The organism is Psychrobacter sp. M9-54-1 (genome assembly GCF_016613355.1).
GTDB classification, from domain to species: domain Bacteria; phylum Pseudomonadota; class Gammaproteobacteria; order Pseudomonadales; family Moraxellaceae; genus Psychrobacter; species Psychrobacter faecalis.
In genome coordinates this window covers 1-25,811 of record NZ_JADGFW010000017.1, presented here as the reverse complement: position 1 = coordinate 25,811, position 25,811 = coordinate 1, and the positions used below count along the sequence as shown (strand labels likewise).

Here is a 25,811-nt window from a genome sequence, read left to right as displayed (position 1 = left end):
TAGAAAATAATTAACGTTTTATATTCATATAAAAAAATGTAGGGTAGTTAATTATGGATGATAAAAAATTTCTCTGGCAGGCATTATGCGTGAGCGCTCTAATTTTTATATTAACAGCCATGCTTGCGGTTAGGTTTCTAGATATGTTGTAGTCAGCATGGCTTTAATTTGGGCTATGCCTTAAGTTTTGGCAATATTCTGGAAAGTCGATAGTAATCCTAGTCCTTATGATTAACAGGATACAAAACCTTAGATCAACCCCTTCCTTTGTAATTGACCCAAAAGCTTTACTAGTACAAATTATTTTCCAATAACGACGCTTTCCTTCTCTTTACCATGCGGTATCAACCATTTGCCAAACCACCCTGATAAGTCGTCCATCAAGGTATAAACCACGGGAATGACTACGAGGCTTAATAGGGTTGAGGTGGCCAAACCACCCAATACCGCGGCAGCCATCGGACGACGGAAGGTAGGATCGGCATCTCCCCAACCAAAGACCAATGGCAACATGCCAGCGCCCATCGCAATGGTGGTCATAATAATTGGCCGCGCACGCTTACGACAAGAATCGATAATGGCATCAAAACGCGCCAAACCTCGGCGCTGAGCAATCAATGCGTAATCGACCAACAAGATAGAGTTTTTGGTGGCGATGCCCATCAGCATGATAAAACCAATCATCGATGGCATCGACAGACTACTTTTGGTAATCACTAAGCCGACAAAAGCGCCACCGATAGACAACGGTAGAGCCATCAAAATGGTAAATGGCTGCAATATCCGCCCAAATAATAAAATCAGTACACCTAAGATACAGACCACACCGACCGACATCGCAATCACAAAGCCGCTAAATAACTCGGCCATGTTTTCAGCTTGTCCTTGATCGATAATAGTAATAGAAGCTGGCAGTTGCTGCATACTGGGTATGGCCTTTACCGCTTGCACCAAGTCGCCAAGCTCACCATTAGCAGGCTGCACGGTGATACTAATCGCCCGCTCACGATCAAGGCGGCTGATTTGTGCAGGTCCGGTACCAAAGTTTAACGATGCAACCTCACCTACTCGCACGCCTTGGCCCGGCGGTAAGGCGCTTGGCACATATAAGCCTTCTAATTGGCTGACGTTTTGTTTGGCAACATCTGGTAGGCGCACTACGATAGGAATCTGGCGTGTATCGAGATTGAGCTTAGATAACCGCTGCTCATAGTCACCAACAGTCGCCACACGTAAGGTGGTGGCGATATCTTGCGTGGTCACGCCTTTATCCGCCATCGCTAGTCTGTCTGGTGTCACCGTCAGCTCTTGGCGCGGTAGACTGCGATCACTAGTGACAGCACCAGCACTAGGTAACGCGCGAATCTCTGCCATTATTTGCTGAGCGGTTTGTTCGAGCAAGCGCGGGTCGGTACTGGTCAAAGAAAAATTATAACCGGTCTCACCGCCACTCGATAAACCAACGGTAAAGCGTGCGCCGGGTACTTCTGAGAGCATGCTGCTTATTTGCCGTTCAATCTCTTGCTTAGAGGCACGCTCTGCGCGCGGAGCCAGTACAATATCTAAGCCTGCGATATTTTCAGCTTTGCCGCCTGAGCTGGCCTCCATTGCCGCTTGCGCTTCGCCTACCGAGGTAAAAATATGGGTCACATCAGGCATGGCCAATATACGCTCACTAGCCATCGCCGCCACACGTTCGGTATCTTCTAGCGCCACATCTGGGGTTAGCTCAATCTCAACCCGCGTTTGGTCAATATCATTATCAGGAATAAAGGACGTTGGTAGTAATTTCACCAAAGCAAGTGATGCTACAAATAATATTAGCGTCGCCCCCATCGTCAGCCAGCGATGATGCAGCGTCCATGAGACCACTTTTAGATACCAATCCATGAGCGCGCTTTGTTTTTCAACGTGTTTTTTTTCTGGGCGCAATATATAAGCAGCCATCATCGGGGTGATTAGGCGCGCGACCATTAACGACGCAAATATCGATAAGGCGGCAGTCCAACCAAATTGGCGGAAAAACTGCCCAACAATCCCGCCCATAAAAGCTGTCGGTAAAAACACCGCAATTAGGGTAAAAGTAGTCGCGACAACGGCTAAACCAATCTCATCAGCTGCTTCCATCGCCGCTTCATAAGGCGTCTTGCCCATGCGTAAATGACGGATAATGTTTTCAACTTCTACAATCGCATCATCGACCAAGACCCCGATGACCAATGACAATGCTAATAAGGAAATAATATTTAAGCTAAAGCCAAATAAGTACATCCCTAAAAAAGTAGGAATAACCGACAACGGCAACGCCACGGCTGCCACAAAGGTCGCGCGGATATTGCGTAAAAATAAAAACACCACGACGACTGCAAGTAAACCGCCTTCTATTAGCATGCGTAACGACGCTTGATAATCCTCAGCGATTGGCGTAGCACGATCATAGACTTTTTCAATATCGATATTGCCGACATCGGCTGACAGCTTGGCAAGCTCGGCGTCAACCAGCTCCATCACTTCAACCTCACTGGCACCGCGCGAACGGGTGATATTAAATGCCACCACTGTTTGCCCATCAAGCTTAGCAATCGAGCTTGGGTCAGCAGCGCCATCGGTGATTTGCGCCATACGTCCAAGCGCTTGCGTACCACCCGTCGGCACCGCGACTTGTAAATTGTTTAAATCACTGGCACGTTCAACCGCACCAAGTACCCGAATGGTCTGGGTGGTCTTGCCTACTTCCGCTTCACCGCCTGAGCTGTCTTGTTGAATACCGGTGATTTGTTCTGATAACTGGGCGATAGGATATTTCAAACCGCTCAACGCAATTGGGTCGGCGGCAACGGTGATTTCACGTTGCAAACCACCGATGCGGCTAACGGTACTGACCCCTGGAATATCGGATAAACGCTTGGTGACCGTATCATCGACGAACCAAGATAAGTCCTCGACGTTCATATTGTCAGAGGCAACAGAGTAAGTGACGACGGGAAACCCGGCCGTTGAGACTTTGGTAATGATTGGATCATTGGCCGCAGCTGGCAAATCGCCACGTACCTCACCGACCGCCGAACGTACATCGTCGACTGCTTCTTGTATGTCTTTTTCTAGGACAAACTCGGTGACCATGGTCGCGGCACCCGTTTGTAGGGTGGTACGAATATGCTTAACGCCCTCAATACTGGTGAGCTTATTTTCTATCTTTTTGGCAATGTCGTTTTCGAGCTGCGATGGCGCGGCACCCGGCAAAGTGACGGTGACTACCACCGCTGGCAGGTCAATATCAGGGAATTGCTGCACCTTCATTTGCATAAAACCGTAGATGCCGCCCAAGGTCAGCAGCACAAACAGTAAGATGGCAACTAAAGGATTTCTAATCGAGTAAGCGGAGACATTTAAACTCATGAGCGTGCCTGCGTGGCTGTGCTCGTACTTGCAGTGTTTGCAGTGTTTGCAGTGTTTGCAGTGTTTGCAACTTTTCCAGTTTGGCTGCCTGATTTATCATTGGCGGTATTTAAACCATCAACGATACGTACCAAGTCGCCATCATTTAAAAAGCTACCGCCCTGCTTTACCAGTTGGCTGTCTGCTGATAGTGGCTTCGTTAGTGCCACATTGTCACCAAAGCGCTCACCCAAACTCACGCGTTGTTGCTTGATACGGCCAATGTTTTGACCGTCTTGGCTCTTAATATTGGTCACTAGCATCACGTAATCATAACCGTCATTACTGACGATAGCGCTATTGGGCACCGTTTGCGCGCTGGTACTACCCAATAAAAACTCGCCCGTTTGGTACATGCCCGCGCGTACTTTTGAGTTTGGCGCAAGGCTAGCATAAATGGTGATTTGGCGATTATCATCAGCCGTTGGCGCAATACGATTAACCTTACCCATAACCGAATCGCCGGCTGGCAAGCTGACGCGCACTGGCGTACCGACACTCACTTCGCCTAGCAGCTTAGGATCGATATCAGCACGCCACTCTAAAATACCGCCTTTAATAATGGTAAATAATGGCTCACCACCAGCAACCATACCGACTTCCGCCATTTTTTCACTGATGACACCGCTGACCGGCGCAACCACGTTGGCGTTTTTCACACTCAAGCGTTGGGTACTAAGACGCGCTTTCGACGCTTGCAAGGCCGCCTCTGCCTGTAGCTTTGAGGTACGATAGCGATCCGCTTCTTGCCTACTAATGGCATCAATCTCAATCAGCGGTAGGACACGAGCGGCATCGGCAGTTGCATTGGCAAGCGTTGCTTCGGCTTCGGCAACATCGGCTTCCGCCTGCAAGACTTGCTGCTGCATAGCATCGGTATCAAATATCGCCAGGACTTGCCCCGCTTTGACCCGATCGCCTTCTTCAACCAACACCTGCTCGATAGCCACACCATTTACTTTAGGGCTGACATTGGCAACATCTTTGGCACTGATGGTGCCGTCAGCGCTTAAGGTATTGCCAATACTGTCTTGGCTTGGCATCACCGTTTCGACCGAAAGCACTGCCTGTTGATTGCTACTCTCTTTTGGGTCGGCATTTGCGCTTTGTGCCTTGTTAGCCGCTGGTGAATCAACACTCGCATCTTTATCGCCGCCCCAATACTTACCGACCAAAACCCCAATCACAAGGACTACGGCTAATACTGGCAATAACCACCAAGGATATTTCGATGATGATTTGGGCGCACGTGCGTCCGCTTGGCGGTAAGGTGGTAGCTCAGACTCAACTGGCAGCTTGTTGTCTTCAACATCGCTCATGATAACTCTCTGTCAATACAGGCAATTAGAAAGGGTATAAAGTTAGAAAATTATAGCTAAAAAAGGGGCTATTTATGATTACAATAGTCTATAAATTTATTGAGGATAACATATATTAAGTCATCATCTTATTTTTATATATCGTGTTTTAGCTTCGTAAGTCTGCTTCTATTAATAGTAGGATGGGCGTAAAACTGGCAAAGCGAAGCGGATAAAAATGATAACTAAGTAAAACGACTGCTTGATAAATTTGTCTAAATCAAACTTCTTTTTTAACTTTTAAAAAGCACAACGCACATCCCTAAGAATGTGCGCTATATTTATCAAGATGCTACTAACTTAATGTTTCTTAACTCGTTTATTAAAAACGATAGCCAACGCCAAGATAGGTAATATACGGATCGATATCAAGGTTGGTTTTCGCTCGAATCAACTCTTCACCACTATCGTTTTGAACGGTGATGGTCGTATCACTATCGAGTTTTGCATAGGATACAGAGCCAACGCCAAACCATTTGTCATTAAAGTCATAAGTCGCGCCAAGCGTCACGATAGGTGCAAAGGCGCTGTCTGCTTCAACATCTACGCTCATGCCCTGACCCGATTTTACATTTTCTAATGCAGCGCCCGCTTTCCCATCCTTAATATTTTGGATTTGATGACCAGCCATTTCTAAATCGTTACGAATACCGTCATTGAGCTCGATATCATTAAAATAAGCATACATCACCCCTGCGCCGACATAGGGGCGAAATTTATTGACCCCAGATTTGCCAAATTGATATTGCACCCCAGCTGCTGGCAGCCACGCGCGAGCGCTTGAAGATACCCCGCCGCCTTGGGTTAAATCAGTAATGGGAATATTTTTGGAAATATCAAAATCGCCCAATAATCCGCCTGCAATACCGCTAGGACTGACTTTGCCCGAGAGCGGTGCATATACTTGCCCTTGCCCTAAAATATCGACTTTGGGCGGTATGCCCGCTTTGATCTCAATCGACCAATGATCATTCATATAATAGTTAAATAACAGACCAAACGTATCGACATCATCGGCCTCAAGTCCAGTACCAGCACTGGTCCAACTCTCTAAGCCATTAATTTTGGTCGTACCAGAAACGTCACCTAATATCGTAACGTCGGACAAATCCGTTTCCGCTCCTAAACCCTTTAATGTGCCATCTATGAAGCCGAAACGGTCTTGATCTTTCACCAATACCTCTCGCACCGTTTTTACTTTTACACTGCCATTATCGGCAACCGTACCATCTTTGGCAGCGGTTGTAGTTTGCATTGGATTGGCTTTGCCTTGCGGAGAAGCGTGCAACCAACCAGCCGAAACAGAAAAGCGTTTGAAACTACCATCGGTTTTGAAATAATCAAACTCGGCAACAGCGGATTGGCTGAATAATAATGGTGCGGCGATAGCGCAAGCGAGGGTTAACATCTTGTTCATGATACATCCTTGTAAAAAATTCAGGCCGTTAATTAAAAGCATGAATGGCACAGTAATGACGAAGCAAATCAGACAAAGCTGGCAAAATTAAGCCAATCAAACTCCTATCCTAACGTCCTGTTAGAATCGGTAAAACGACTAGAAATGTGCTGTTTTTAGAGGTTTATTTTCACCAAAAAATACATCTACAGCAGAATTCTAGTAAAGAGATAAAGCGCATAGTTACGCTTCACTGCCGTAAACTGCCATACCTCAATCGTCATATCAAGAAAGTTTAGAGAACAGCCGAGTCAATATTAGTTGATGAAAATAAAAATAGAGTGTTAATTAAGCCTAATAAATAACTTATAAAGCCCATAAAAAAAAGCCATTATCTTTAACAAAATAATGGCTTTTTTAGGAGAGTTGATGACAGAGAATTGGCTCAGTTACTAAGCAAGCGTTAATTATTAAGCATTGGTATACCGACTGGCTTCTGGCATCCAGCGATGGATAAGTTGGCTGACGTCCGCTTTACGTGTTGGGTCAGAGATAAGATGTTTCGCTAGGCGCTGCGCAATGGCAAATAGTTGCTCATCGCGGATAAGGTCGGCCAAATAATAGCCGACGTTACCGGTTTGACGTTTGCCCAACAGCTCACCGGGGCCGCGTAGCTCTAAGTCTTTTTGCGCAATCACAAAACCGTCGGTACTGTCACGCAGCACATTTAAGCGCTCCGTACCCGTCTCCGACAGCGGCTTTTGGTATAACAGTACGCAGAAGCTTTTGGTCGAACCACGCCCAACCCGCCCGCGCAACTGATGTAGTTGCGATAATCCCAAACGTTCAGCATTCTCAATCACCATGAGTGAGGCATTAGGTACATCAACCCCAACTTCGATGACTGTTGTCGCAATCAATAAATCTAAGTTGCCCGCTTTAAACTCTTGCATGATGGCTTGCTTGTCAGCAGACTTCATTTTGCCATGTACCAAGCCAATGCGAATATCTAAGCGCTCATTTAAATCTTCATAAGTGGCTTCTGCTGCTTGCGCATCAAGCACGCTTGATTCTTCTACCAATGAGCAAACCCAATACGCCTGTCTACCCGCTTCACAATTCACCGCAATACGCTCAATCACTTCGTCGCGACGGTTACGGTCAATCGTCACCGTGGTAATTGGCGTACGCCCCGGAGGTAGCTCATCAATGATAGAGGTGTCCATATCGCCATAAACGCTCATCGCCAGCGTACGCGGAATCGGGGTTGCCGTCATAATGAGCTGATGCGGCGTGCTATTGGCCACGCCCTTATTGGTCAGGGCCATACGCTGCTCAACGCCAAAGCGGTGCTGTTCATCAATAATGACCAAGCCCAATTTAGCAAATTGCACCTGCTCTTGAAATAAGGCATGCGTACCAACTACTATTTGTACCGTATTTTCTGCCACCGCTTCTAACGCTTCACGGCGCTGCTTGGCGGTTTGTTTACCAGCCAGCCAACCAACGCCGACCCCTAACGGCTCAAACCAGTTTTTAAAATTGACCAAATGCTGTTCTGCTAAGATTTCTGTTGGTGCCATGACCGCCACTTGCCAGCCACTATCGAGCGCATAGCCCGCCGCTCCTGCGGCAACCAAGGTTTTGCCTGCGCCAACATCTCCTTGTACCAGTCGGAGCATCGGAATAGAAGTCGCCATATCTGCCGTGATGTCTTTCATGACGCGTTGCTGCGCGCCAGTTAAATCAAACGGCAATGCGGCAAATAGCTTATCGGCAAGCGGGCTATTCATCGTACATTTGGGCGCTTTATGCTGTTGCAATTGCTGACGGCGGTATAATAGGCTCAGTTGATGCGCGGTTAATTCTTCAATGATTAAACGCTGACAGGCAGCATGAGTGCGGGCGCTTAGTTGCGTAAGCAGCTGATATTGTCGTCCTGCATCGGTATAAGTCGGCGGCGTATGCAGCAATACCAAGGCTTCAAATATCGTTAGGTTATAAACGTTTTGATTAGCCATGTCATTAACTGCAGTTGTGTTGCCAATATTGCTTATTGAATTGTCAGGCACACGACGCGCAAGGGTTGAGAATATATCGTCTGGAAAATCATCTTCTGCCATTGCCAATTTAGCAGGCTCAAAAGGCGCTAACGGTAAATCCGCAACCACCCCAAAGTCGGCAGGCGTAAACAAGGTCATGGGTAGACCTTGGGTGCGCACCGTTTGCAGCGCAAGCTTAATGAGCGTGCGCAGCTTATTTTGATGTAAGCCTTTCACGCTTGGATAAATCGGCTGTAACCCTGTATTGACGATGGCTTCATTGCTACTGATCACTTGATATTCAGGATGATGTATCTGCTTACCGTAACGACTGACCTTTACTTCGCCAAATAATTGTAGCTGCGTGCCAATACTCATCGTTTGCGCAAGGCCACGATAGACCTTAAAAAAACGCAGCGATATCGTGCCAGTATCATCATCGACCACCACGGTCATACCACTGCGCTTGGTATCGACATGCACCACCCGCCCAGTAATCAAAGCGGCTTGCCCATGCGCCACATCAGCTATCGATACCAATCGGCTACGATCTTCATAATCACGCGGTAGATGCAACAGCAAATCAAAAATGCGCTCGATACCTAACTGGGACAACTGCTCCGCCACTTTTGGCCCCACGCCCGCCAGTGCCGTCACCGGCATATCAAGCGCGGAAACGGGCATCTCAGGCCTTATAGCGTCTGCTGAGTTCAAGGTAGGAGTGCGGCTAACCGATGTTGGCATCAATAATCCTAATGATGGTTATGATTTAACGTATATTTGGTCTTATAAAAGCTATAATCATCAACCTCTATAAAATATTTAATCAAGATGATTATAACTGACAAGCGACTTGCCTATGCTAAGCTATTTAACGATATGGCGTCTAGCTGATTTCTCAGTAAGCGACTGATGAATGGCTTATCGTATACCTCTTTATTGCTCTATGGTGATTTTCGCGTATGTTTTTATCTACTCATTATAATGGCTATCGTCATTTAGCACGCTTGCTGCGATTTAGTATGCTTGGCATATTGGGCGTGTTTATTAGTGCTTGCCAAAGTTTGCCGCCAGTTATTGAAACCGTCGCACCTTTAAACAAGCAGCCAAAGGTCGCATTAGTCTTAGGCGGCGGCGGTGCCAAGGGCTTTGCCCATATTGGCGTGATTAAAGCCTTAGAAGAAAACGGTATCACGCCAACGCTAGTGATCGGCACCAGTATTGGCAGTCTGATTGGCAGCTTATATGCCAGTGGTTATAACGCCAAACAGCTTGAACAAATGGCGTTAAATACTTCTGATAGCGAATTGACAGACTTCACCTTATCCAATCAAGGCTTTATCGAAGGCATTAAGCTTAAAAACTTTATTAATGCAAAAGTTGGCGGACGTGCTATAGAAAATTTTCCAATATCTTTTGCCGCCGTCGCTGCCGAAAAACACACGCTAAAAAAGGCCGTTTTTAGCAGTGGCGATGCCGGACTTGCGGTGCAAGCATCTTGCAGCGTACCCAATATTTTTATCGCGCCGCGCATTCCTGAAAAGATTGGTAAAAAATATGTCGATGGTGGCGTGATCAGCTTAGTACCAGTCGACACCGCCCGTGATTTAGGGGCCGATATTATCATCGCCGTTGATGTGACAGCGGCGAATGCTAATAGTCCTGCTAATAATAAGATACCGACTATCAATTCATTAAGTAGTTTTTGGGGTTTTCTTGAAAGCAATATTGTCACCAATTTTTCTAACGCAACCAATGTTACGAGTGTTAGCCAAGCAAGCACCAAGCGTTCGACAGCAATGCGCCGTGAACGTGAGCGCGCTGATATTATTATTATCCCCGATATCGGTCATATTAGCTCGCTAGATACCAGCCAACGACGCGCGCTAATGACAGCTGGTATGCAAGCCACCACCCCGCAGATTGCTGCCATTAAACAGCTTATAAAAGACAAAGCCCAGCAAGAAAAAGGTCTTGTAGAAAAGCTGCCAAGTAAATATGCCACGCTTTAATTTCAAAAGCACCTTCAGCTGGTAAAAGCCATTTTACCAAATCTGAGTTAGTAAGTTGTTTATAAAAAAAGCACCACAGCCTAGACCTTAGACTGTGGTGCTTTTCGATTCGGCAGGCATTAGATAAATATCAAAAAACAGACTTATTTAACGCGTGCACGATATTTAACCACGACGGTATCATTCAAACCAACGCCTTCTAAATCCCAACGTACCGCTTTATAGTATTTTAACGGAATTTCTTGCAATTGATTATCAACCTTACCGCGTAATGGCATACGGGCAAAGGTGTTGCCGTCAGCACTACCATAAGGGAAGTCAGGAGAAACGGCACGTAGCAATTCTACTTGCTCAGGAATACTCATAGTGACGGTCATTTTACGTACGCGATCAGCATTGGTATTGGTAAAGTAGCCTTGATATTCTAAGACATTCCCTGACTGCAGGCGCGTATTGGCATTGACTGGAACCAGTACTTCCTGACCATTTGCATCAACACTAATCAATGAGGCGGTGATTTTACTATTGACCGCTTGCGCCGTTGAAGTGCTGACTGGGTTGGCATTCGACTGGATTGCCACTGAATTATCAACGGCTTGCTCTGGCGTTGGCAACATTGCTGAAGCCTGCGTCACTGCCATCACGCCAACGAGCGTACCAGCGACAACATGAAATAAGCGGTGGCCGCTCCACGCACTGAATGGGTTTGCAAAATGGTTACTTTTCTTCATGACATTCATTATCCCTAGTTAATGTATCGGTAAAACAGTATAGCGGTAAAACAATTTGTTAATAAAGCATCGGTCAACAACATGGTTATTTTTATCAATTATCTGCGTAAGCTGGTGCTAAAGCAATAGCGCTTAGCATAACAAAAAGTGTTTGACGGTACACCAATCCCGTGTTGAGGTTGTGTATATCATCTATTTGCTACCAAGATTCATTAAAGTGGCTAAAATAAAAGATAGCTCATAACGGTGTTTTTTGCTATGGTAATTCATTAGCGACACGCTTTTGCTGTCACGCTCTTTTTCTTATTCTAACAACTATTGCACCCATTATGACTACTAGCGCCATGCCACAAATTAATCCTGAATACGTACACTGGTTCCGCAACTCTGCCCCTTACATTAATACCCATCGCGGTAAGACTTTCGTGATTATGTTTGGCGGTGAGGCGGTCAATCATCCCAATTTTAGTACCTTGATTCATGACTTTGCTTTATTGCATAGCTTGGGTATCAAACTGGTACTGGTACACGGCGCGCGACCACAAATCGAAAAAAACCTCAAAGATGCGCAGATTACTTCTCCCTTACATAAAGATATTCGCGTGACCCCGCGCGTTGCTATGCCCGCTATCTTACAAGCGGTTGGTGCAATTCGTTTGCAAATCGAAGCCCAACTGTCGATGGGCTTAGCAAACTCACCCATGTACGGCTCGCGTATTGACGCGGTTTCGGGCAACTTTGTCACCGCCCGGCCTTATGGAATACGTGACGGCGTTGATTATCAGATGACTGGTGAGGTGCGCTCAATCGATGTCGAAGCCATTAAAAATAACCTGTTACATGACCATATTGTGATTTTAGGCTCGATGGGTTATTCAGCAACGGGTGAAGTTTTCAACTTATTGGCGGAAGATGTAGCGCTTAGTGCGGCTGTGGCGCTCGGTGCTGATAAGCTGATATTCTTAGGCGAAGAAGCCGGCATCAATCATGACGACCGCTTGTTGCGTGAGATGATTCCAAATGAAGTCGACCGCTTTTTACGCGATCGTGATTTAAATTGTGAGATTAATTACTTCTTAAGCTGTGCTAGCAATGCCTGCCGTCAAGGCGTGCATCGCACCCATATCATCTCTTATGCCAAAGATGGCGCGCTTCTCGAAGAGCTATTTACCCGTGATGGTTCTGGCACCTTGATCAGTCATGACCCGTATGAAGAGATTCGCCGTGCTGATATCGACGATGTGGTTGGACTGCTTGAACTACTAACCCCGCTAGAACAACAAGGTATTTTGGTAAGCCGCTCGCGCGAGCGCTTAGAACAAGAAATTGACCACTATAGCGTCATTGAGCGTGATGGTATGATTTTGGGTTGTGCCGCGCTTTATCCACTGGATGCAGATTCAGCCGAAGTCGCTTGTGTGGCGGTTCATCCTGAATATCGTAGTGGCAACCGCGGTGCTGACCTGCTGGCGTTTTTGGAGCAACAAGCGCGTAGCCATGGTTTGCACAAATTATTTGTCTTAACCACTCGTACTGCACATTGGTTTGTCGAGCAAGGTTTTGCGGAAGTTGATGCTGCTGCTTTACCGGAGGCGCGCCGTGAAAAATATAATAATGGTCGTAATTCTAAAGTGTTCCAAAAGACTTTATAATTCAAAATAACTTTATAAGCCGCGAGTTAATTGGTTAGCTAGCCCTTCATTCATTAACCAATTGATAACCTTTAACTACCTCGCATGAAAAAGCCCTCATATATGATGAGGGCTTTTTTATTGTCTTTAACCGCTTTAAATTCAAAGGGTGAAAAATCTGCTAACGCCTTATTTTACTTTTAATAGCTCAACAGTAAAGATAAGCGTGCTATTAGGCTCGATACCTGCGTTACCCGCTTCGCCATAAGCGATGTCAGATGGAATATAAAACTCGTACTTACCGCCCTCTTTCATCAACTGTAGACCTTCTGTCCAGCCAGCGATGACTTGGTTAAGTGGGAATTCAATTGGCTCACCGCGCTCATACGAGCTATCAAATACCGTACCATCAAGCAATTTGCCTTCGTAGTTGACTTCGACCACGTCAGTCGCTTTTGGCGACTTGCCAGTACCCGCCGTCAATACTTTATATTGTAAGCCAGAAGCGGTGGTTTTCACGCCTTCTTTTTTACCATTTTCTGCTAAGAATGCCGCACCTTTGGTTTTGTTATCTTCAGCTTTACCTTCCATTTCTTTGACGAATTTCTCTTCTTGTTCTTTTTGATAAGTCATCAATACTTCTTGCATTTGTTCTTGCGTCAATGCTGATTCTTTACCTTCATAGCCATCACGAAAGCCTTTTTCAAAGGTATCAAGATTCAGATCGCCAACCGCTTCTTTATTACCTTCTGCCATCATATAACCCAAGCTATAACCCACTTTTTCATTGGCTGGGCTTTTTTCGGTCACTGAAACGCTTTTGCTGGCGCTTTCTTTATTACCATTACTAGCGTTACAGCCGGTAACCAATAACATCGCACTAGCAAGGGCACTAATGCTTAAGGTAGTAATTTTTTTCATAGAATACTCTCAAATTGTAGGGATAGTGGCGAGATGTCACATTCTTCTATCATAGCAAATCTTAGTTTTAGGAGCTACGATTCCCTTGAAATTATCGGTCAAATGTACAGTCTATGTTAATATTCGCCGCCAAATTAACAACTTATCACACAACTATAGTAAGCCGTTAAGCTTTCTGTCTTTAAATACTGCATTACATCAGCTAAGCTAAATTGGTTAAGGTAAGAAGTAACAGAACGTAGATTTTGTTAACAATCTGCACAGAATGTTAGTTAGGGTCTTATAAAAAACGCTTCTTGAATAATATCAATTAAAAATATTAATAATTAGGTATGTATTCGCTACCAATAATCAGGCTTATATTATATAGCAAAGATTGTTGGACCACGGGTGCATGATCATTAAAGGAGGACAGGATGAATCCAATGTATACATCGTTCAACGGTTATCTGGGTGGCCCTATTGGTTCCATCATCGGCGCTATTTTAATTTTTATCATTGGTTGGCTTGTGGCACTGGGTATCGCTGCCCTTGTGCGTGGTGTGTTGTCAAAAGTAAATCTTAACCAACGCATGAATTCTTCAACCGGTAAAAGCTACGATTTAGAAGGCATTATCTCAAAAATCGTCTTTTGGTTTATTTTCATCATCGCTATTTCAGGCGCTTTAAATCAACTTAATCTAAACTCTATTTCGACCCCATTTGCCAACATGGTCAATCAAGTCTTGACCTTTATTCCAAACCTTATCGCCGCGATTGCTGTTGGTGTGATTGGTTGGGTCATTGCGACCGTTGCGCGTACTGCCATTAACGCAGCATTAGCAAAAACCTCGATGGATGAGCGTTTAAGTGCTAAAGCTGGCGTAAAACCAATGAGCAGCACCATTGCTGATATGGTTTACTGGTTCATCCTGTTGGTTGTATTGACCATGGTACTTGGTCAGTTAGAGCTTGATGGTTTATTTGCGCCATTGACCAATATGGTTGATAAAATCTTTAGCTTTATTCCTAATATTCTTATTGCTGGTGTGGTCTTTGTGGTGGGTTATATCATCGCCAAAGTCGTACGCGGCATTGTGACCAACTTAGTTTCTACTTTCGATGTACAGAAGCTTGCATCAAAAGCAGGTCTAAGCGAACAAAACAGCTTGCCTAATATCGCAGGTTCATTAGCGTTTTTAGTGGTTATCATCCCAACGATTATTGCCGCTTTAAATGCGCTAAAAATCGATGTGATTGCGCGCCCTGCAACCAATATGTTGAACAAAATCATGGAAGCGTTGCCAAATATATTTATGGCAGCAGCGATTTTAATCGTGACCTTCTATGTAGTACGTATGGTCGCTAACATCATCAAAGGTTTGATCGAAAATACTCAAATCAACCAATTACCTGCGAAAGTTGGTCTGCAAGAAACCATGGGTGATAAGAAGATTTCTGATCTTGTCAGTTATGCAATTATCTTCTTTGCCATGCTATTTGCTGCGATTGCCGCCGCTGATCTATTAGGTTTCGAGCCTATCTCAGCCATCATCGCTATGTTTATTGCTTTTGGTGCCAATATTATTTTGGGCGCAATCATTCTGTTTATTGGTTTTTGGCTTGCCAATATCATCGCTGGGGTCGTTGAGCGCTCTGAACAAGGTTCGCAGTTCTTAGCAAACATTGTACGTGTCTTAATCATGGGCCTAGTATTGGCGATGGGTCTAAAAGCGATGGGTATCGCTGATTCTATCGTTAACTTAGCATTCGGTCTAACCTTAGGTGCGGTTGCGGTTGCATTTGCCCTATCATTTGGTCTTGGCGGTCAAGAAGCAGCTGCTCGCTTCCTCCGTAAAATGCAAGATAAGATGGACAGAGAACGTGACGAAGCAAAAGCGAAATCTGCTCTGACGCCAAACTCATCGACGCAAGATAAAGTTGCCGCGTCAGTACGTGAGAATACGCCAACGGCTAAGCCTGCGACTACATCAACTCCTGATATTCATACCGATATCGTTGATACAACACGAGTGAATACGGACACTATCAATACTTCTGACATCAACAACACTGCCAATACTAACGTAAACAATCCTAGTGTAAACAATGCAGGTGTAAACAACAACGTTAATGACGGTAGTATCACTGATGATGATATTGCTAACAATAACATCTTGCCTGGTAGCGGTTTATACGACGATACCAATAATAAATAAGCAGTGATTATATTTTAAGTACAAAAAAGACAGCCTAGGCTGTCTTTTTTTATACGCGTTTATAAATATTTCTAACGAGGTATGGTGAGTGAAAAGCAATATCGATACATCATTCACTGCTGATATTAATTTTTCTTGCTTGCTGTGCCTGCGCAGACAGAGGCTACAAAAAATTGATATCAGCAATACCTTAGCGTTTTTAGGATATTTTAACTATAGCTAGAACAAAGCGCATTTTATGTTTGGTTCTGCTCCCACTATCGGTTTAGATTTTGCTGTTGCAGCTGCTGTATTTGTTTGGTCAGCTGGCGCTCGCGTTGGCTCATGGCAGCAACTGGCTGTATCCATAAATCAATATCGATAAAGGTCTCATTCGCCTCATCAATGAAATCTATACCGAGTACAATCACGTGATGCAGCTCCGCTATCGGTAAGCGCGTGGCCACATCCAAAGCGATTTTCGCAAGGTTTGGCTGTATGGTTTGTTTACTATGTTGCCCTTTGACATCTTGCCCATAAAATATCAGCATATAATGCCGACCTAAAGACTCATAAGAATGATGATGGACGACATAGCCTTGTTCTCGTAATTGCTGTTGTTGTTTGGGATGGCGATACAAGGTACGAATCAGCTCATGCCGTGAAAATAAAGACTCATCGAGTATTTGCTGCTGCCAATAAGCAAGATTTATTGCCGAGAAATCTTGCTTATTCTTTTTTTGCCCATTATCGCTATACCGCTTTAACATTTGGCTAATCATTTGCGACCATAACACAGCCGCTTGCGCCATACGTTGTTGATACATTTGGCTGGTGGTACTCTGACTTTTTTGCGCTAGTGCCATCGCAATCAAGGCGGAATTTGGCTTATCTTGCATCTTATATTTAATCAGCGCGTTGTCTATAGCGATAGCTTGCGCAAATACGGCAGGGTCATTTAGGAAACCATTAATCATCAACTCTTCAGTTTTAAGATTAGATACATGGCTACTAGCACTGTATTGCGTCTGCTCTAAACGATATTGTAAAAAACGCCATAGCTCGCATGGCGTATGTAGCGCCCTTAATATCAATTGCCAATCATGCCAGCCAAACAGCTGCAATGGCGGTTCGCTTGCATGTATTTCTGAACTTAAACCGTCTCTAAACTCATGCTGTAAACGTTCTTTTGTATTCTGATAAATGTTTCTAAATTGAATATCAAAAACCGCAGCATAGGTCGTCGCTTCTATCTTATCTTTGTACCTAGTTAAATAGTCGTTGCGCCATGCCGAAATCGATTCAATAGCCGTTTTACGTACGTTTTCAATATGTCCTGCGACAATATCCTTAGGCAAATAGACCACCAACTCTATTAGTTGCAACCTACCTAGTGGCAATTGATAGTCAAATTTTTGCGCCTTATATTGGCCGTTATAGCCAGTCGCAAGCGCTTGCAAATCAGGCAATACAAGCGTCGATACCTCAGATTGCAGGTAACAAGCCAACTCATCGCCAAGATAGCTTTTATCAGACCTCACCCTAGTCAAATTGGACACAGCCGCAACCTTTTCTTATAAAATAAATATGGCAATTTACACCCTGTCATAACTTTTGACGACAACTTAAACAACATAAACGCCATTATACCTAGTCGCATTCATCGCAGTGAGTTGTTATGATGACACAAAAGCTAGCACGTTTACGCCTCGGTTGCTGAGCTATCAATTGCCACAGCACTTGTGGGCTTGCTTAATATTTTTATTTATATAATAACACTCGTATAATAACAAGGACTGAACATCATGAAACGCTTTAAAGAAAAAACCGTCATCGTCACAGGCGCAGGTTCAGGTATCGGCCGCGCAACCGCCATTCGTTTTGCTCAAGAAGGCGCCAATGTGGTGTTAGTTGGACGCACCGCTGCCACCCTAGAGGAAACAGCAAAAGCGTTCCCACAAGATCGCACTTGGATTCATACCGACAATTTTTTGACCATCGTCTGTGATATCAGCGTAGAGGCTCAAGTACAAGAAATGATGAAAAGAGTCGTCGATAAATTTGGCAAAATTGATGTCTTGGTAAACAATGCCGGCAAAGCCATGCAAGGCAAAATTACTGAGCTGTCTTCTGAAGATTGGAAATTGGCGATTGATGTCAATTTAAATGGCACTTTTTATGTCTGTCAGGCTGCCATGCCGCATTTGATTGCAAGTAAAGGCAATATAGTCAATGTCTCGTCGCTTTCTGGCGTCGGTGGCGATTGGAATATGGCGGCTTATAATGCGGCCAAAGCCGGTATCAGCAACCTAACGCGTACGCTCGCGCTAGACCACGGTGCCGATGGCGTACGTGTCAACGCCGTCAATCCAAGCGTAACGGCAACCGAGATGACCACCGCTATTCAAGATAACGACAGCAAAACTGATAAATTCTTAGACCGCTGCCCACTTAAGCGGATGGCGAAACCAGAAGATATCGCCGCTACCATTACTTTTTTAGCCAGTGACAACGCCGCTATGATTACCGGTGTTAATTTGCCCGTTGATGGTGGAATCAGTGCCTCTAATGGACAACCACATTTTTAGTAGCCAATCACCTACTAGAACCACTTAATAGCAAACTTAAATGTTTAACATTAAAAAAGCCTCTGATAGTTGGGCTATCAGAGGCTTTTGGTTGCAATCGTTATTAAAAATCACAAAAGCGTTACTCAGCTAAATGATTGATATCCTGTAGCGGTTGCGATAATCGCTCAGGATAACGCGGTACAACGCCGCGATACTGCGCATATATTTTTGGCAAATCGACGTCGATATCTCCTGTCGGATAGACGAGCGACATAAAGCGTATTTCTTTGGTTTTATAGTCCATCGCTACGGGTAAAATCGGCACGCCGGCACCTAATGCCAAATAATAAAAGCCAGTCTTCCAGTCTTTGGTATATTGGCGTGTACCTTCTGGCGCTAAGCCTAAAAATAGCGGTTTGCCAGTTTTAAATTTATCAATACTCGCCTGCAGCACCGAACCTTTATTACCACGGTCAATAGGAATGACGCCAATCCACTTTAACAGCTGTGCAAACACCGGCACTTTAAACAGCGTATGCTTACCCATGATGCTAATTTTTAAATCTAGAGCAAATAAGCTTGGTATCGCATAAATACCATCGACGTTGGAGGTATGCGGCAGCGCCAAAACCACCGCCTGCGGGATATTTGGAATCTCGCCAACGGTACGCCAACCTGCTGCTTTTAACAATGCCGAGCCAATTTTTGGCGCAAACTTATTACCACGTTTTGGTACTAAATCACCTAACTGCTTTTTGCTCAAACTTGGTAGTACTTTTGAGCGCGTAGGTTTAGAAGCAGCCGCTTTAGAACGCTTAAAAAATTTTGATGTCATGACGGCACCATATAGTAAAAGATACCTCTATAATACCATTAAGCGTCTGCTACTACATTGAATTTTATAGATTTTTACCGCCTGCCAGCTTAGTTTTTTATCTACTTATATATAGTGAGTGAAAAGTAATATCGATACATCACGCACTGCTGATATCAGATAACTGCTAAATTACCTTTATGCTCAAGCCATGACTTACGATCAGACGCGCGTTTTTTAGCGAGCAGCATATCCATGACACTATTGGTCAATATCATATCGTCCATATCTAGCTGTACCAATCGGCGGGTATCGCGGTTCATGGTGGTCTCGCGCAGCTGTTCGGCACTCATTTCACCCAAACCTTTAAAGCGCGTAATTTGGGCTTTTTTATTGCCCGGTACATTGGCCAATATGTGCTCAAGCTCAGATTCGTCTAACGCATAATGTACTTCTTTACCGACATCAACGCGGTACAGCGGCGGCATCGCGACAAATAAATGACCTGCATCGACTAAAGCGGGAAAATGCTTAACAAACAGGGCACAAATAAGCGTGGCAATATGGAGACCATCAGAGTCAGCATCTGCCAAAATACATATCTTGTCATAGCGCAGCTCAGATAAATCATCCGACGCTGGATCAACCCCAATGGCAATGGCAATATCATGAATCTCTTGGCTTGATAATACCGTATCTGACGACACTTCCCACGTATTTAAAATCTTACCGCGCAATGGCAATATCGCTTGATAATGACGGTCGCGCGCTTGCTTGGCACTACCGCCTGCCGAGTCCCCTTCGACCAAAAACAGCTCTGCGCCATCCCGTAAATCACCGCGGCAGTCCGCTAATTTACCAGGTAGTGCTGGCCCTTGAGTGATTTTTTTACGCGCCACTTTTTTGGCTGATTTTAGGCGGCGACCCGCTTTATTAATCGCCAATTCTGCAATCTGTGTGCCCATCTCGGCATGTTGATTGAGCCACAAACTAAAAGCATCTTTTGCCAATGTTTGCACCGCGCCCGCCGCTTCACGACTAGAAAGCCGCTCTTTGGTTTGACCAGAAAACTGCGGTTCAGAAAACTTCAGCGACAAGATATAATTGACGCCGTCCCAGACATCTTCGGCCGTTAATTTAACATTACGAGGCAGTAGATTATGAATATCGCAAAACTCACGTAGGGCCTCTAAAATACCGGTACGTAAGCCATTAACATGCGTACCGCCCTGCGCGGTTGGGATAAGATTGACATAGCTTTCTTGAATCGGCGTGCCACCATCCGGCAACCAAGACAAAGCAAAGGTGATAGCCGCACGCTCACCAGCTTTTGCTTCATGATTATAATAAAATGGTGCTTCTGGTAAGGTTTCTAAACCATCTAGCTGCTCGTTTAGATACTCAACCACCCCATCGGTAAATTGCCAAACCACTTTTTCATTATTGATATCATCGACAAACTCAATCGTCAGACCAGCGGCTAATACCGCTTTGGCTTTTAGATTGTGTTTCAGCTGCTTAACATTAAACTTTGGCGTATCAAAAAAACTACCATCGGCCCAAAACTTAACTCTAGTGCCACGCTTACGTTTATTGGGGCTTACTGTTTCGGTTAAAGAGGTCACCGCTGCGCCATTCTCAAAGGCCATCTCGAACTGCGTACTATCGCGCCAAACCGTTACTTCAACTCGCGTTGAAAGTGCGTTAACGACAGAGATACCCACACCATGCAGACCACCCGATACCTCATAGTTGGAAGTTGAAAACTTACCACCCGCATGTAGACGGGTCAAAATCAGCTCAATCCCTGATTGGCCAAATTCAGGATGTATATCAGTTGGCATACCGCGGCCATCATCTTCGACCGATAGCGAGCCATCACTATGCAGCTGTACCTTGATGGTCTTTGCATAGCCCGCCAACGCTTCGTCGACTGAGTTATCAATGACCTCTTGGGCTAAATGATTGGGGCGCGTGGTGTCGGTATACATTCCAGGACGACGACGGACAGGCTCCAGCCCTTCTAAAACTTCTAACGATTGCGCATTATATTGACTCACAAATGCATCCTTAATTATTCATGTACGATTAATTCTATTAACCCATTATAACGAAAAATAGTAGCCTTAAGGTCAATACTCATTTGCTTACGTCAGATAATGTCGTCTATTTAAATCCATACGAGTTTCTGCAACATCTCAATTATCGTAGGTAATTGCTCATTGAAGTCACTAAAGCGATGATCGCCGCCCACTTGCATCGTTACGCTTGCGCCTTGTGTTTGATAAAACTGTTTAGACAGTTCAGGATTGAGCAGCTCGTCACCTTCTTTGATGAGGACAGCAATTTTATTAGGATAATTAACGGTTGATAGTTGGTGCGCTGCAAACCATTGCAAATCTGTTTGAGTAATATTCCAACCGCCCGCTGTCGAATGAATAACCTGCTTGCCCAAATCCTCGTCTTTGATATTGTTTTTTAGCGCAAAATCTTTGGCAAACCGCTGCAAAGTAATATGCGGCTGGATGCTGGGATTTAATAATAGCGCTGGGTAACCGGTATGATTGCTAACCACCGTAGAAAAATAACCGCCTAAGGAGCTACCGACCAGTACGGTAGGAAAAAATTTATTTGGCTTATCTTGCGCCTTTTTATTTTGACCGTCTAAACGTTCAATTAACGAGAGTATTTGCTTAAAAACTTGCTCAGGGGTCTTGTTCAAATCTGGTCGTAATACCTTGATATCGGGATGATACTTTTGGCAATAATCCTCCAATAATCTGCCTTTTGTTGAGTTGGCATCACTGTCTAAGCCATGGATATAAATAATATTCACGTAGAATCTCACTGATTGGTTTTGTTATGATTGCTATATAGGGCGGTGCAAAACTTAGCATAGCACTGACGCCACAAAAACAGTAACGATAAAATGGCACAGTATTATTCGCTATTTGCGCCATACTAGTATTTACGGTGAGACGAGACAAGCAATCGGGCAAGTTAAAGGAATAACGTAATAGCGATGGAGCCGCCATGAATCAGCAGTTTGAACTGTTCGAGATTGCCAATCCATGCATTGGTGTTTGCCAAAGCAATAAAAAGGGCTACTGCTTTGGCTGCCTGCGTAGCCGTCCTGAGCGCCAGCTATGGCATGAGATGACGACCGAACAGCGCCGCGAAGTACTAAGGCTTATAGCAGGGCGTAGGCAACGTATCGAGCAGCTACGACAGCGTAAAGGCGAGCAATTGGGCTTTGATTTTGATGAGTCAATAGAGCCAGGAAGATTATTTTAACAAAAATGAAAGGTTAATATATACTTAATATTACAAGGTAGTAATGTAAAAAAACTACATAGTATCCTATTGAAATTTATTTTATTATCACTATATATAAGTAAATGAATATTGATAAATCAAATGCTTTTTAAGGATAATATAATGAATCATACTGTCACGCCTGATATAAAAGACACAGTGAAAAACTCGCGCCAAATTGAACACCTTTACGCTGGCGTAGATACCCAAGACGGTGCTGGGGTTAAGCTGACACGGGTACTGACCCAGCAGCTACAAGAGCGTCTTGACCCGTATTTGATGTTAGACAACTTTAAAAGCGATAATCCAGACCACTATGTTGCCGGTTTCCCCAATCACCCGCATCGCGGCTTTGAAACCATTACTTATATGATTACAGGCCGTATGCGCCATCGTGATAGCGCGGGTAATGAAGGGTTATTACAAAACGGCGGCGTGCAGTGGATGACGGCGGCTAGCGGTGTTATTCATTCAGAGCTACCGGAACAAGAAGACGGCGCGATGGAAGGCTTTCAGCTGTGGCTTAATCTACCTGCCAAAGATAAAATGAATGACCCTTGGTATAAAGACTTCCAAAGTGAGGACTTGCCTAAATACACAACTGAAGATGGCGTAAACGTTACGGTCATTGCGGGTACATCACACGACGTAGAAGGTGCAGTCACCCGCGACATTACTGAGCCGACTTATTTGGATATTCATCTCCCAGCAGGAGCGAGCTTTAGCCAAGCGATTCCAGCCGATCACAATGCGTTTGCCTTTGTCTATCGTGGTAAAGTAGAAATCGAAGGCGAAACCGTACCGACTAAAAATATGGCTATCTTGAAAAATGATAAAGATACCGATGGTGTTACAATCACAGCCGATAGTAGTGAGGATACCAAAGTAATCTTAATCACTGGTCGCCCACTACGCGAACCGATTGTGCAATACGGTCCCTTTGTCATGAACAGTCAGCAAGAAATCATGCAAGCAGTTACTGACTTCCAAAGTGGTAAATTTGGTGAAGGTGCTTAGTGGTTAGACTAGTTTGTTAACTACTCTATTGAATGTTAAAGCCCGTATTAGTTCGCTAATATGGGCTTTTTTTGGTAAGAGAAAGTAAGGGTTTAATCTCTATTAAACTACGACTTATTCACTTTCCTCGGATACTGTTATCTATATATGCAGGAGTAAATCATGCGTTAGCAGCAACCTGTTTTAGGAGTTTGCAAGTACTTCTTCTATAATATCGAATGCAGTTTCAAAATTTAGAAAATCATCAGCAGTCCCATATTCACAAAGCCAATTGCACATATTCCCTTTCTCATCTTTATTAACTGCTCGTGATTCAGGAATTGCTATCTGTTCTCCTCGAATTCTAGTTGACGATGCTTGAGTTATATCGATGTACTGAGGCTTTTCTCTTTCGACTCTGTTGATGGTATGTTCAGGAAATAGGTTTTCTATTCCTATTTGTATAGGGTTATCTTGAATAGGAGGTATCACACGCTTGTAAATTAAGTTTTTATGAGCCTCTTGCTTCCTAGTATCACAATCATAAAGGAGTATTATTTTATTGGGTACTACTTCTGACATAGAGTTATTATAACTCTTCCATATCTTGTCTAAATTACCAAATCCATCTCCGTCTTTCAATTGGATACGTTCTAAGATAGAGTTCTTATCAAGCAAGTGTGCAGCTTTATTTAAATATTTGATATCATAATCGCCTTCAACAAAAACAATAGGTTTGGTAGATTGCTGAATTTCGCTGGATATCTCTTGTCTATGAATAGTTGTTACTTTAAAAGCATCATAAGCAGCTACAAATTCTGAAAAATCGCTAGCTAAGAGCTTTTCACCATTTGGCATATTCAAAATTTCAAATCCATCCTCACCAAACTCTGACTCCATACCAATAAGAAAAAGCGGAGCATGCGAGGTAATAATAAACTGAATATTAGGGAGAGACTTAATCAATTTAGGTAAAACATTTTTTTGGTGAGTTACGTGAAGATGAGCATCTATTTCATCTATAATAACTATTCCTTTCACATCATTCAGACTATTGAATTCTCCATTAGAAAGATCATAGTCTCTAATAATTGAGATAAATAAGTTTATCAGCTGAACCTCACCAGTAGAAAGCTGAAATAAGTTTGGTACCCAAACTTTGTCATTCTTCATAACAGAAATTTGTCGATTATGTCTTGTTCCTGCCCCTAAGCGAATATTGTCTTGAACGTTTAGTATTAAACGTATTACTTCTAATACAGCTTCATAAATATTTGAGCTTCTACCTTTAAATCCTTTAAAAACAGGTATTGTAGAACCATTCGTCCCTATGGGAAGAAAATTAGTATCTTCAAAGTACATTTCAAATGCTTGACTATCAAAAATTATATCAAGCAACCAATTAATATTATTTTTAAGTGGTGAAGTACATATGATATCTCTGTTTGAATAGCCTGAGATTCTTTTTAAATCGCTATAATTTGCTTTTGATCGAAGGTTTTCTAGATTTAGCCATGCTGGTTCTTCAAATCGATTAACTGGGAAATAAAGACAACACTGAGATTCAAAGATATTTTTAATTTTCGAAGAGTTATTTATAAAGGATACTTCTAAGTGTGAACCTTCTTCAATAGGTATCAAATTCCAATCTTGGTTTAGAGGTGTAAACCCTAAAGTTTCTTCAAAATCACCTCTTGAAAGAAGAAGTTGCCATTCTTGCACTTTTTCTTTCTGTTCAAATTCTACCTCTGAAAATGAATAGTAATACCCAGACTTGATATAGTTTGGGCTCCTATATTTAAAGAGCTTCCCTTTATCAACTTCAACATCTGTATAAACTTCTTGCTTTGCAAGTATTAGTGAATTAACTAGATGGGATAGAAGTATACTTTTACCTGAACCGTTTTCACCTACTATAACTAAAGGCTTAGGTTTACCATTTTTTTTAGGTAGTTCAACTGATAAATTTAATATAGGACCGATATTATCGATTTGAATTGTTTTAAATAGCATGAAATCTCACTCTATATTATTCAATCATTTGTATATGTAAAGTCTATCCATAACTTATACTTTATAGCATAAAATACAAGAGTCAACTTAACTTTAGCTAACTAACAATTTGTGAGAATCAAATTAGCATAATATATATAAATTATAAAACTAAAAACCAAGCATAAAAAAAAGCCCCCTCTGCGTTATCAAAGGGGGTTTTTTAGAAATAGAGAGCTGACGATGACCTGAGCGAGGAAATAGTCAAAGCAGTGCTTTGACCCGAGCGCAAGAGAAAATCCCTTAGGGGGGATTTTCTGCATAGTAGGTCACAAAGAAATTAGAATAAAAAAAAGAGCCACCCGGTTAAGGATGACTCTTCTTAGAATAGAGAGCTGACGATGACCTACTCTCACAT

The 25,811-nt window shown here is 43.6% G+C and carries 17 protein-coding genes; 6 read left to right on the top strand and 11 right to left on the bottom strand.

The window, feature by feature from the left end:
- Positions 1-300: 300 nt before the first annotated feature.
- From IQ457_RS07520 to recG, 4 genes are all read right to left on the bottom strand, one after another.
- A complete protein-coding gene (locus IQ457_RS07520; protein ID WP_200662689.1) occupies positions 301-3,399 on the bottom strand; it encodes an efflux RND transporter permease subunit in 3,099 nt (1,032 codons plus the stop codon).
- Positions 3,396-4,757 carry an efflux RND transporter periplasmic adaptor subunit gene (locus tag IQ457_RS07515; RefSeq protein WP_200662688.1) on the bottom strand — a complete coding sequence of 454 codons (1,362 nt, stop codon included), beginning with the start codon at positions 4,755-4,757 and terminating at the stop codon, positions 3,396-3,398. The genes IQ457_RS07520 and IQ457_RS07515 overlap by 4 nt, the downstream gene beginning before the upstream one ends.
- 361 nt (positions 4,758-5,118) lie before the next feature.
- Positions 5,119-6,213: an OmpW/AlkL family protein gene (locus IQ457_RS07510; RefSeq protein WP_200662687.1), complete on the bottom strand. Its 1,095-nt coding sequence runs from the start codon at positions 6,211-6,213 to the stop codon at positions 5,119-5,121.
- Between the two features lie 449 nt (positions 6,214-6,662).
- The gene (recG, locus tag IQ457_RS07505; protein WP_242465385.1) at positions 6,663-8,978 is read right to left on the bottom strand and encodes an ATP-dependent DNA helicase RecG; all 2,316 of its coding nucleotides are present in this window, start codon (positions 8,976-8,978) and stop codon (positions 6,663-6,665) included.
- 218 nt (positions 8,979-9,196) lie between these two features.
- On the opposite strand from recG, the gene IQ457_RS07500 reads away from it, so the two are divergent.
- Positions 9,197-10,246 (top strand): patatin-like phospholipase family protein, encoded by a 1,050-nt coding sequence (locus IQ457_RS07500; protein ID WP_200662686.1) that lies wholly within the window; start codon positions 9,197-9,199, stop codon positions 10,244-10,246.
- A 143-nt stretch (positions 10,247-10,389) separates the two neighbouring features.
- Here IQ457_RS07500 and IQ457_RS07495 read toward each other — a convergent pair whose 3' ends face one another.
- Positions 10,390-10,977 (bottom strand): hypothetical protein, encoded by a 588-nt coding sequence (locus IQ457_RS07495; RefSeq protein ID WP_144298015.1) that lies wholly within the window; start codon positions 10,975-10,977, stop codon positions 10,390-10,392.
- 329 nt (positions 10,978-11,306) lie between these two features.
- On the opposite strand from IQ457_RS07495, the gene argA reads away from it, so the two are divergent.
- A complete protein-coding gene (gene argA / locus IQ457_RS07490) occupies positions 11,307-12,629 on the top strand; it encodes an amino-acid N-acetyltransferase (protein ID WP_200662685.1) in 1,323 nt (440 codons plus the stop codon).
- A gap of 168 nt (positions 12,630-12,797) precedes the next feature.
- Here the strand turns inward: argA and IQ457_RS07485 are convergent, their stop codons facing one another.
- Positions 12,798-13,529, bottom strand: a complete 732-nt coding sequence (locus IQ457_RS07485; RefSeq protein WP_200662684.1) for an FKBP-type peptidyl-prolyl cis-trans isomerase — start codon at positions 13,527-13,529, stop codon at positions 12,798-12,800.
- Between the two features lie 416 nt (positions 13,530-13,945).
- Between IQ457_RS07485 and IQ457_RS07480 the strand changes: the two genes are divergently transcribed.
- Positions 13,946-15,727: a mechanosensitive ion channel gene (locus tag IQ457_RS07480; RefSeq protein WP_200662683.1), complete on the top strand. Its 1,782-nt coding sequence runs from the start codon at positions 13,946-13,948 to the stop codon at positions 15,725-15,727.
- A 257-nt stretch (positions 15,728-15,984) separates the two neighbouring features.
- Here IQ457_RS07480 and IQ457_RS07475 read toward each other — a convergent pair whose 3' ends face one another.
- Entirely contained in the window at positions 15,985-17,265 is a 1,281-nt protein-coding gene (locus IQ457_RS07475) for a hypothetical protein (protein WP_200662682.1), read from the bottom strand.
- Between the two features lie 246 nt (positions 17,266-17,511).
- On the opposite strand from IQ457_RS07475, the gene IQ457_RS07470 reads away from it, so the two are divergent.
- On the top strand, positions 17,512-18,294 hold the full coding sequence (locus IQ457_RS07470) for an SDR family NAD(P)-dependent oxidoreductase (protein ID WP_200662681.1): 783 nt from the start codon (positions 17,512-17,514) through the stop codon (positions 18,292-18,294).
- A 121-nt stretch (positions 18,295-18,415) separates the two neighbouring features.
- Here the strand turns inward: IQ457_RS07470 and IQ457_RS07465 are convergent, their stop codons facing one another.
- From IQ457_RS07465 to IQ457_RS07455, 3 genes are all read right to left on the bottom strand, one after another.
- The gene (locus tag IQ457_RS07465) at positions 18,416-19,111 is read right to left on the bottom strand and encodes a lysophospholipid acyltransferase family protein (RefSeq protein ID WP_200662680.1); all 696 of its coding nucleotides are present in this window, start codon (positions 19,109-19,111) and stop codon (positions 18,416-18,418) included.
- A 155-nt stretch (positions 19,112-19,266) separates the two neighbouring features.
- The gene (gene parE, locus IQ457_RS07460; RefSeq protein ID WP_102077426.1) at positions 19,267-21,150 is read right to left on the bottom strand and encodes a DNA topoisomerase IV subunit B; all 1,884 of its coding nucleotides are present in this window, start codon (positions 21,148-21,150) and stop codon (positions 19,267-19,269) included.
- 110 nt (positions 21,151-21,260) lie between these two features.
- The gene (locus tag IQ457_RS07455; protein WP_200662679.1) at positions 21,261-21,926 is read right to left on the bottom strand and encodes a YqiA/YcfP family alpha/beta fold hydrolase; all 666 of its coding nucleotides are present in this window, start codon (positions 21,924-21,926) and stop codon (positions 21,261-21,263) included.
- Between the two features lie 197 nt (positions 21,927-22,123).
- Between IQ457_RS07455 and IQ457_RS07450 the strand changes: the two genes are divergently transcribed.
- Together IQ457_RS07450 and IQ457_RS07445 are read left to right on the top strand one after the other, a co-directional pair.
- Positions 22,124-22,384, top strand: coding sequence for a DUF1289 domain-containing protein (locus IQ457_RS07450; protein ID WP_200662678.1), 261 nt, complete (start codon positions 22,124-22,126; stop codon positions 22,382-22,384).
- Positions 22,385-22,528: 144 nt separating this feature from the next.
- A complete protein-coding gene (locus tag IQ457_RS07445) occupies positions 22,529-23,422 on the top strand; it encodes a pirin family protein (protein ID WP_200662677.1) in 894 nt (297 codons plus the stop codon).
- A 183-nt stretch (positions 23,423-23,605) separates the two neighbouring features.
- Here IQ457_RS07445 and IQ457_RS07440 read toward each other — a convergent pair whose 3' ends face one another.
- On the bottom strand, positions 23,606-25,414 hold the full coding sequence (locus tag IQ457_RS07440; protein ID WP_200662676.1) for an AAA family ATPase: 1,809 nt from the start codon (positions 25,412-25,414) through the stop codon (positions 23,606-23,608).
- Positions 25,415-25,811: the final 397 nt, after the last annotated feature.